Below are 6,162 nucleotides of genomic sequence, written 5' to 3'. Positions count from 1 at the left end.
GTCTACCAACCCGGCGCCAAGTACGCAGCGGCGTGGTATGACCACGGCGCATGGCTGGTTCGCGCCATCGCGGAGCGCCGGCCGCGTGCGGAAATGGATTGGTATATGAGCCGCGTGCAGTTGCGCCTCGGGATGGGCGAGTCGATGGCGTTTCGCAAGATCGTCGACCGCTCAATCGAATTGCTCGCGGACAAGCCATCGGCGGCGGAAGCGGATCGTATCGAGAAGCTCAACCCGACCGCCGCGTGAGGCCGCGGCAGTCCCTGGTCCGCATCGTCTGCAGCATGCGGTCCGCAAGCGAGCGGCCTAGACCAGATTCACTTTTCCGGTGGCGAGATCATACACGCCGCCGACCACGCGAAGGTCTCCCTTGGCGACCATGTCGGCCAGCATCGGCTTTTCCGCTTTGAGACGATTGACATTGTATTGGACGTTGGCGACCACCGCGCGCTGCTCGAGATCGCTTCCCGGTTGCTTCAATGCCGGTTCGATGCCGGGCTTCATCGCGGTCACGAGACCTGCAATGTGACCGGGCAACGTGTTGCCTTTCTGAAGAGCCGCGACGGTGGCATTCACCGCGCCGCAGCTGTTGTGGCCGAGAACCATGATCAGCTTCGTCCCCAGAACCGCGGCACCGAATTCAAGACTTCCCAGACCATCGGGGGTCATGAAGTTTCCGGCGACCCGTACGACGAACAGATCGCCCGGGCTTTGATCGAATGCCAGTTCGGGCGCGACCCGTGAATCCGCGCAGCCCAGGATCGCCGCGAACGGCGCCTGTCCCAGCGTACGGCTCGCGCGCCCGGCGGAAAAGTCACGCTGCTGCGGCTGATTGGCGACGTAACGCGCATTGCCCGCCACCAGAAGCTTCAGCGCCTCGTCGGGCGTGCTGGCAGCCCTGGCCGGCTGCGCTTGCGCAGGGCCGCCGAATTGCATCGCAGCCAACATCCCGGCGCCTGCAAACATCATGGCTCGGCGGCTCAAACCTTCTTGGGCGCATACATCACACATGATCTTTCCCTTCATGGCGGCCCTTGCCGCGAACAATCCGGACCAACTATCAGGATAACCCTTTGCGGGTCGTTATCACCGACCGACGTTTTGTATCCTTGACAATCACCCGGCGCGCTCGGGCTTCTGGCTCAAAGCTTTAGCCTCCTGTGACGACATTGCGCCGCACCACCGCACGCCCCCCGTTTGCACCGCGAAAAAAATGCCTTAACGGAATCTCGCCCGAAACTGCGCTATCGGGAAGCTTCAATTTAGATCGATTTAGGGGCCCGGCTTTAGGGTGTTGTTCAAACCGATGGATTTGCAACATGCTGGAACGGCGCAAGAGTCAACGTTTGAGAACGCTCAAATCGGGTTCGGTCATGTTCGGCTTCGTGCCGGACATTGCATGCCGGGTCCGCAACATGTCGAGTGGCGGCGCGTGCCTGGAACTGGAGCGCCGGACAAAGCTGCCCGGCGACTTCTCGCTGCTCATCAAGCCGGAATATATCCGCCGGTCATGCCGGCTGGTGTGGCAGTCCGACCTGCGCGTTGGCGTGCAGTTTGTCAGCGGGTGCTGAAATCGGCCTTGCGTTCGGGAGGCGACGAGGGAGGCGACCAGCGCGGAAACCGCGCAAGTCTCGGAACCCGCGGCAAATCCACCGATTGGTACAGCTGGGGGGGCTCGAACCTCCGACCTCCTGATCCACAGTCAGGCGCTCTAACCAACTGAGCTACAGCTGCATCGCGGCACGCAGAGCGGCGCATTGGCGCGACCCTGCGAAAGTCGGCCGGAAACTAGGGGCTCGGCGCTGTTTTGGCAAGCAATCCGCACAGCGCGGCACGGCTAGCCAGACAGCCGCCGATGCGGTTCCGCAGCGCCCGTCGCCAGAACGAAAAAGCCCGGGCGAATGGCCCGGGCCTCTGTTTCAGCGCGTACACAACAAACGCGGCGATCCGGATCAGGCAGCCTTCTTGAAGGCGGTGGTCATGCCGGACTTGATCGGCTCGATGGTCTCGGACGCGACCTTCTGGGCGAGAGCGGTCAGATCCTTGGACTGCGCCGTCGCAGCCTCGAACTGCTTGCGGGCGTGCGCAGTAGACAGCTCGATCATTTCCGACAGCGATTTGGCCGTCATGATCTGGCTATAGAAATCGAAGGTCGCGTTGGTATTGGCGCGGGCCGCATCGATCAGGGCGAGTCCATAATCGGCGGCGCCCTTGGAGGCCGTCGAGTAGCTGGTCTCGATCATGTCGGTTGCGTCTTCGGTCGCAGCCTTCATCTTTTCCCAGTTGTCCTTCGCCTGCGACACGCTCTTTTCCGCAAGTTCGCGAAACGCGGCAGGGACTTCCATCTTGGGCATCTCGAAATTGGGCATTTCAAATGTCGGCATATCGAAGGCCGACTTTTTCGTCCTTACGCTGGCCTCGGTCATGGCTGATCCTTCCAGGGTGGCTGTGCTGGCTGCAAGCAAACCCACTAGCATGAGTTTATGGTGCGTTGCAACAAATTTATTGCATTGCACCATTTTAGCTAGTATCTTCCGGGACTTAGCCCATCCCGGGGCAGGATCGAGGCAACATTAGAGCGGCTTGGCGGCTGCATCCTTGGCAATCTTCGCCGCGGCATCCGCCAGCTCCTTGGTCTGCTCGTTCAGCGTCTGGACCTGCGCCTTCACGTATTCGGTCTGCAGACGGATCACTTCCTCGACGTCCTTCGCCTTGACCAGCTTCTGCGCAAAGTCGAAGGACGAAGCCATGTTGCGTTCGGCGAAACTCATGGCGCGGCCTCCGACATCCATGGCTCCGGTCCGCGCCACCTGCGCGCGACCCTCGAATTCGGCAACCGCTTCATGAGCGGCCGCGATGAAACGGTCGAATGCCTGGCGCGCCTGCTCCACGCTTTGCTCGGCGAATTTGCGCATGTCCGCAGGCACTTCGAAAGGCTTCCTCTGATCCATGACTGTCCCCATCCGACGGGTGAAATTCAGGCCTCGCTTTGCACAGTAACACGGGATTGCCGATGCAGTTCATCCAAGGGAACAAATTCCCGCCGCCGCCACACCCCCGATTAAGGTTATCCGTGAAGGCGAAGCTTCGCCTCATGGACGCGGGGCGGACCGGTCACTATGAAGAATCGTATAAAATGCAACGCTTTGGAGCGATACGGCGCCAAATCCGGCACCCCCATCAATGATCCAGACGGCCCGCGATCTCCTGCGCGACAGCGCCTTTGCCCCGCATGCCAGCGGCACGCGGCCGGCATGGATATTTTCCAGCGACGGATCACAACTCGTCTTTGCCAACGCCGCAGGCGCCGCGATGCTCGGCCTCTCGAACGGCCGCGATACCCCCGGCGCCCGGATCCCGCCAGAGCTTGCCGCGCAAATCTCGCGCATCGCGGGCAGCCTGCGCGGCGATGGCCGCACGCGCCTCGAGCGGATGCGCGGTCTTGGGTCCGGATTGGGCCGGCTAGTGACCTGCGCCTGTTCGCGGATCAGGCTCGCATCCAAAACCGCGGTCCTGGTGGTCGCGACGGAAGCCACCGGCCGGGCACTGACGCTCGACCAGCGCGCGCGCTATCTCGCCGAGGCCAGCGACGCCGATGCAGCATTCGATGCGAACGGGCGGCTGCTGTTTCAGACGAACGACGCCCGGCCTGCGAGTCGCATCAACTCGTTGCGCGATATCGAAAACAGCGTCGAAACCCTGCCGGTCGGCAACAACGCCGATGCGCTCACGCTCGCCTTCTTTCCGGCCCATTCGCAACCGATCAAACCAGACCCGAGCATTGCGGTCGCCTCGGCGCGGCCCGACCTTCTCGATCTCTCACCCATTGCTGAGGCGATCTCGGCCATGACCAAGATGCCGCAACAGCAGAATGGGCATGACCGCGCGGACGCGCCAGAACAAGATTCCGGGCGTCGACAGGCCGCCAATCATACTGACGCCAATCACTCTGACGCCAATCACTCTGACAATGCGCCGCAAGCCGAGCGGCGGCATCCCTTGCGCTTTTTCTGGGAGACCGACGCGCAGAACCGTTTCACGATCAGCAGTGACGATTTCATCGCGCTTGCGGGTCCCCGCACGTCCAACCTGCTCGGTCGTTTCTGGGGCGAGATATCCGCCAAACTGGCGCTCGATCCGGAGGGCCGCGTCGCGCATGCGCTGGTGTCGCGCGATACCTGGAGCGGGATTGCGCTGGACTGGCCGACGGCCGCGGGCGAATGCGTGCCGGTGCTGTTGTCGGGGATCCCGAGCTTCGACCGCAACCGCACCTTCCGCGGCTATCGCGGCCTGGGCGTGTGGCACGGCGATACACCGGCAGCGCCTTCGGAAACGATCCGGCCCGACGAAGCAAAGCCGGTTGATCCATCAGAAGCGCCGCCGGACGTCGACCTTGCGAGCGGTCCCGCGGTCGAGAGCGCCGGCGACGCAACGACGACGGTGATTGCCGAGCAGGCCACGGCGTCGCAACCGGTCGAAGCCGGCGCGCCGGAACCCGAAACCGCGCCAACCGGCCAGGCCCCCATGCCGGCCGAAGCAGCCGCATCCGCGCCGATCGACGAAACGCCCGCAACGACCGAAAACGTGGTCCCGTTCCGTGTCGCCGCCGGCGAGCCGAAACCGGGCGCGCTCAATGCGGCGGAGCGGAGCGCGTTTTTCGATCTCGGCAGCCGCCTGTCGGCGCGCCTGAAGGGCGCCGACGAACTGGCGCGCGGTCTCATGGAAGAAGGCGATCCGTGCGAGGACCCGCCCTATGTCCCACCGGCTCCGGTCGCGGTGCCGCAATTCCAGGCGCATCTGCCGGCGCAGGTCCTGCCGGATTTTCTGCCCGAGGAAGAGGAACTGGCCGCGCAGCGGCCGGTGCTCGACCAGCTGCCGCTTGGCGTTCTGATCTATCAAGGATCGAACTTTCTCTATGCGAATCCCGTCTTTCTTGCATTCGCGGGGCATCGGTCGCTGGCGGATTTTACAGCGGCCGGCGGACTCGACTCGATGTATGCGGAATTCGATGGCAGCGCCGATGAAGACGGCGCACAGCGCCTGCGCATTGCCGCATCGGGATCGGACGACGATCATATGCTGGACGGCCGCCTGCTGCGCACGGCGTTCGGAGACGAGACGGCAATGGTGCTGATCCTCTCGCCGGCCTCCGGCAAGCCCGCAGCAGAACCAGCGGCTGAAGAGACGCCCGCCGCGGACAGTCCTAACGCTTCGGCGACGGAGCACTCCGAGCTCGCAGCGCTCCTCGATATGGCGGTCGATGGCGTCGTAACGCTGGACAAGGCGGCCATCATCCTGTCCGCCAATGCGAGGGCGGAAAGGCTGTTCGGTTACGATCATGGTGCGCTGGCAGGCCACCCGTTCGGCGACCTGTTCGCTGCGGAAAGCGAGCGCGTCGCCATGGCCAGGTTCGACCGGCTCGCGCGCGGTGAAGTCACCGCGGACGACGACGGCCGCGAGATCATCGGCCGGCGGCACAAGGGCGGACTGACTTCGCTGCAGCTGGTTCTCGGCCGCGCGGACGCGGCCGGCACGCGGTTTCACGCGCTGTTCCGCGACATGACCCGATGGAAGGACGCGGAAAAGGAAATGTCGGTCGCGCGCCAGCAGGCGGAAAAGGCGTCGGCGGCGAAATCGGAATTCCTCGCCAAGATCAGCCATGAAATGCGCACGCCGCTCAACGCCATTATCGGATTTTCCGAGGTGATGATGGAGGAGCGTTTCGGGCCAATCGGCAACGAGCGCTATCGGGACTACCTCAAGGATATCAATACCTCGGGCGGCCATCTGGTTTCGCTGCTCAACGACCTGCTCGACCTGTCGAAGATCGAAGCCGGCAAGCTGGAGCTGAGCTTCGAGCGTGTGGACCTGAACGACATCACCCAGCAGTCGGTTGCGATCATGCAGGCGCAGGCCAATCGCGCGCGCGTCATCATGCGCACCGCGCTCTCGATGAACATTCCGGGGATCATCGCCGACACCCGCTCGGTGCGGCAGATCGTGCTCAACCTGCTGTCGAACTCGATCAAGTTCACCGGTACCGGCGGTCAGGTGATCATTTCCACCGCCGCCAGCGATCGCGGCGACGTCATGCTCCGGATTCGCGATACCGGCGGCGGCAGGAGCGAGATGGACATCGAGACCGCACTGCAGCCGTTCCGC

At 63.5% G+C, this 6,162-nt stretch carries 6 protein-coding genes and 1 tRNA gene; 3 read left to right on the top strand and 4 right to left on the bottom strand.

From position 1 onward, the window contains the following. On the top strand, positions 1-249 hold a 249-nt coding region (locus AB7F49_RS37275; protein WP_428532376.1), incomplete at its 5' end, for a hypothetical protein. Between the two features lie 57 nt (positions 250-306). Here AB7F49_RS37275 and AB7F49_RS37270 read toward each other — a convergent pair. Then, on the bottom strand, positions 307-1,011 hold the full coding sequence (locus AB7F49_RS37270) for a carbonic anhydrase (RefSeq protein ID WP_428532379.1): 705 nt from the start codon (positions 1,009-1,011) through the stop codon (positions 307-309). Between the two features lie 308 nt (positions 1,012-1,319). On the opposite strand from AB7F49_RS37270, the gene AB7F49_RS37265 reads away from it, so the two are divergent. Continuing rightward, a complete protein-coding gene (locus tag AB7F49_RS37265) occupies positions 1,320-1,571 on the top strand; it encodes a PilZ domain-containing protein (RefSeq protein WP_428532373.1) in 252 nt (83 codons plus the stop codon). Positions 1,572-1,657: 86 nt separating this feature from the next. Here AB7F49_RS37265 and AB7F49_RS37260 read toward each other — a convergent pair. The 3 genes from AB7F49_RS37260 to AB7F49_RS37250 all read right to left on the bottom strand — a co-directional run bounded on the left by AB7F49_RS37260 (position 1,658) and on the right by AB7F49_RS37250 (position 2,951). Then, positions 1,658-1,734: transfer RNA gene (locus tag AB7F49_RS37260), tRNA-His, on the bottom strand. Positions 1,735-1,952: 218 nt separating this feature from the next. After that, complete coding sequence (locus AB7F49_RS37255) at positions 1,953-2,426, bottom strand: phasin (RefSeq protein WP_428532370.1); 474 nt, start codon at positions 2,424-2,426, stop codon at positions 1,953-1,955. A 147-nt stretch (positions 2,427-2,573) separates the two neighbouring features. Then, the gene (locus tag AB7F49_RS37250) at positions 2,574-2,951 is read right to left on the bottom strand and encodes a phasin (protein ID WP_428532367.1); all 378 of its coding nucleotides are present in this window, start codon (positions 2,949-2,951) and stop codon (positions 2,574-2,576) included. A 232-nt stretch (positions 2,952-3,183) separates the two neighbouring features. Here AB7F49_RS37250 and AB7F49_RS37245 point away from each other — a divergent pair. Continuing rightward, positions 3,184-6,162, top strand: a 2,979-nt coding sequence (locus AB7F49_RS37245) for a histidine kinase dimerization/phospho-acceptor domain-containing protein (RefSeq protein ID WP_428532364.1), incomplete at its 3' end; no start/stop codon positions are given.

This window comes from Pseudorhodoplanes sp., from assembly GCF_050250235.1.
Classification (GTDB): Bacteria; Pseudomonadota; Alphaproteobacteria; order Rhizobiales; family Xanthobacteraceae; genus Pseudorhodoplanes.
This window is presented reverse-complemented; position numbering and strand designations above follow the sequence as displayed.

Excerpts from the sequence above, each read along its gene's own strand:
- AB7F49_RS37270 (WP_428532379.1), bottom strand. The coding sequence starts at position 1,011 with ATGTGTGATGTATGCGCCCAAGAAGGTTTGAGCCGCCGAGCCATGATG.
- AB7F49_RS37265 (WP_428532373.1), top strand. The coding sequence starts at position 1,320 with ATGCTGGAACGGCGCAAGAGTCAACGTTTGAGAACGCTCAAATCGGGT.
- AB7F49_RS37255 (WP_428532370.1), bottom strand. The coding sequence starts at position 2,426 with ATGACCGAGGCCAGCGTAAGGACGAAAAAGTCGGCCTTCGATATGCCG.
- AB7F49_RS37250 (WP_428532367.1), bottom strand. The coding sequence starts at position 2,951 with ATGGATCAGAGGAAGCCTTTCGAAGTGCCTGCGGACATGCGCAAATTC.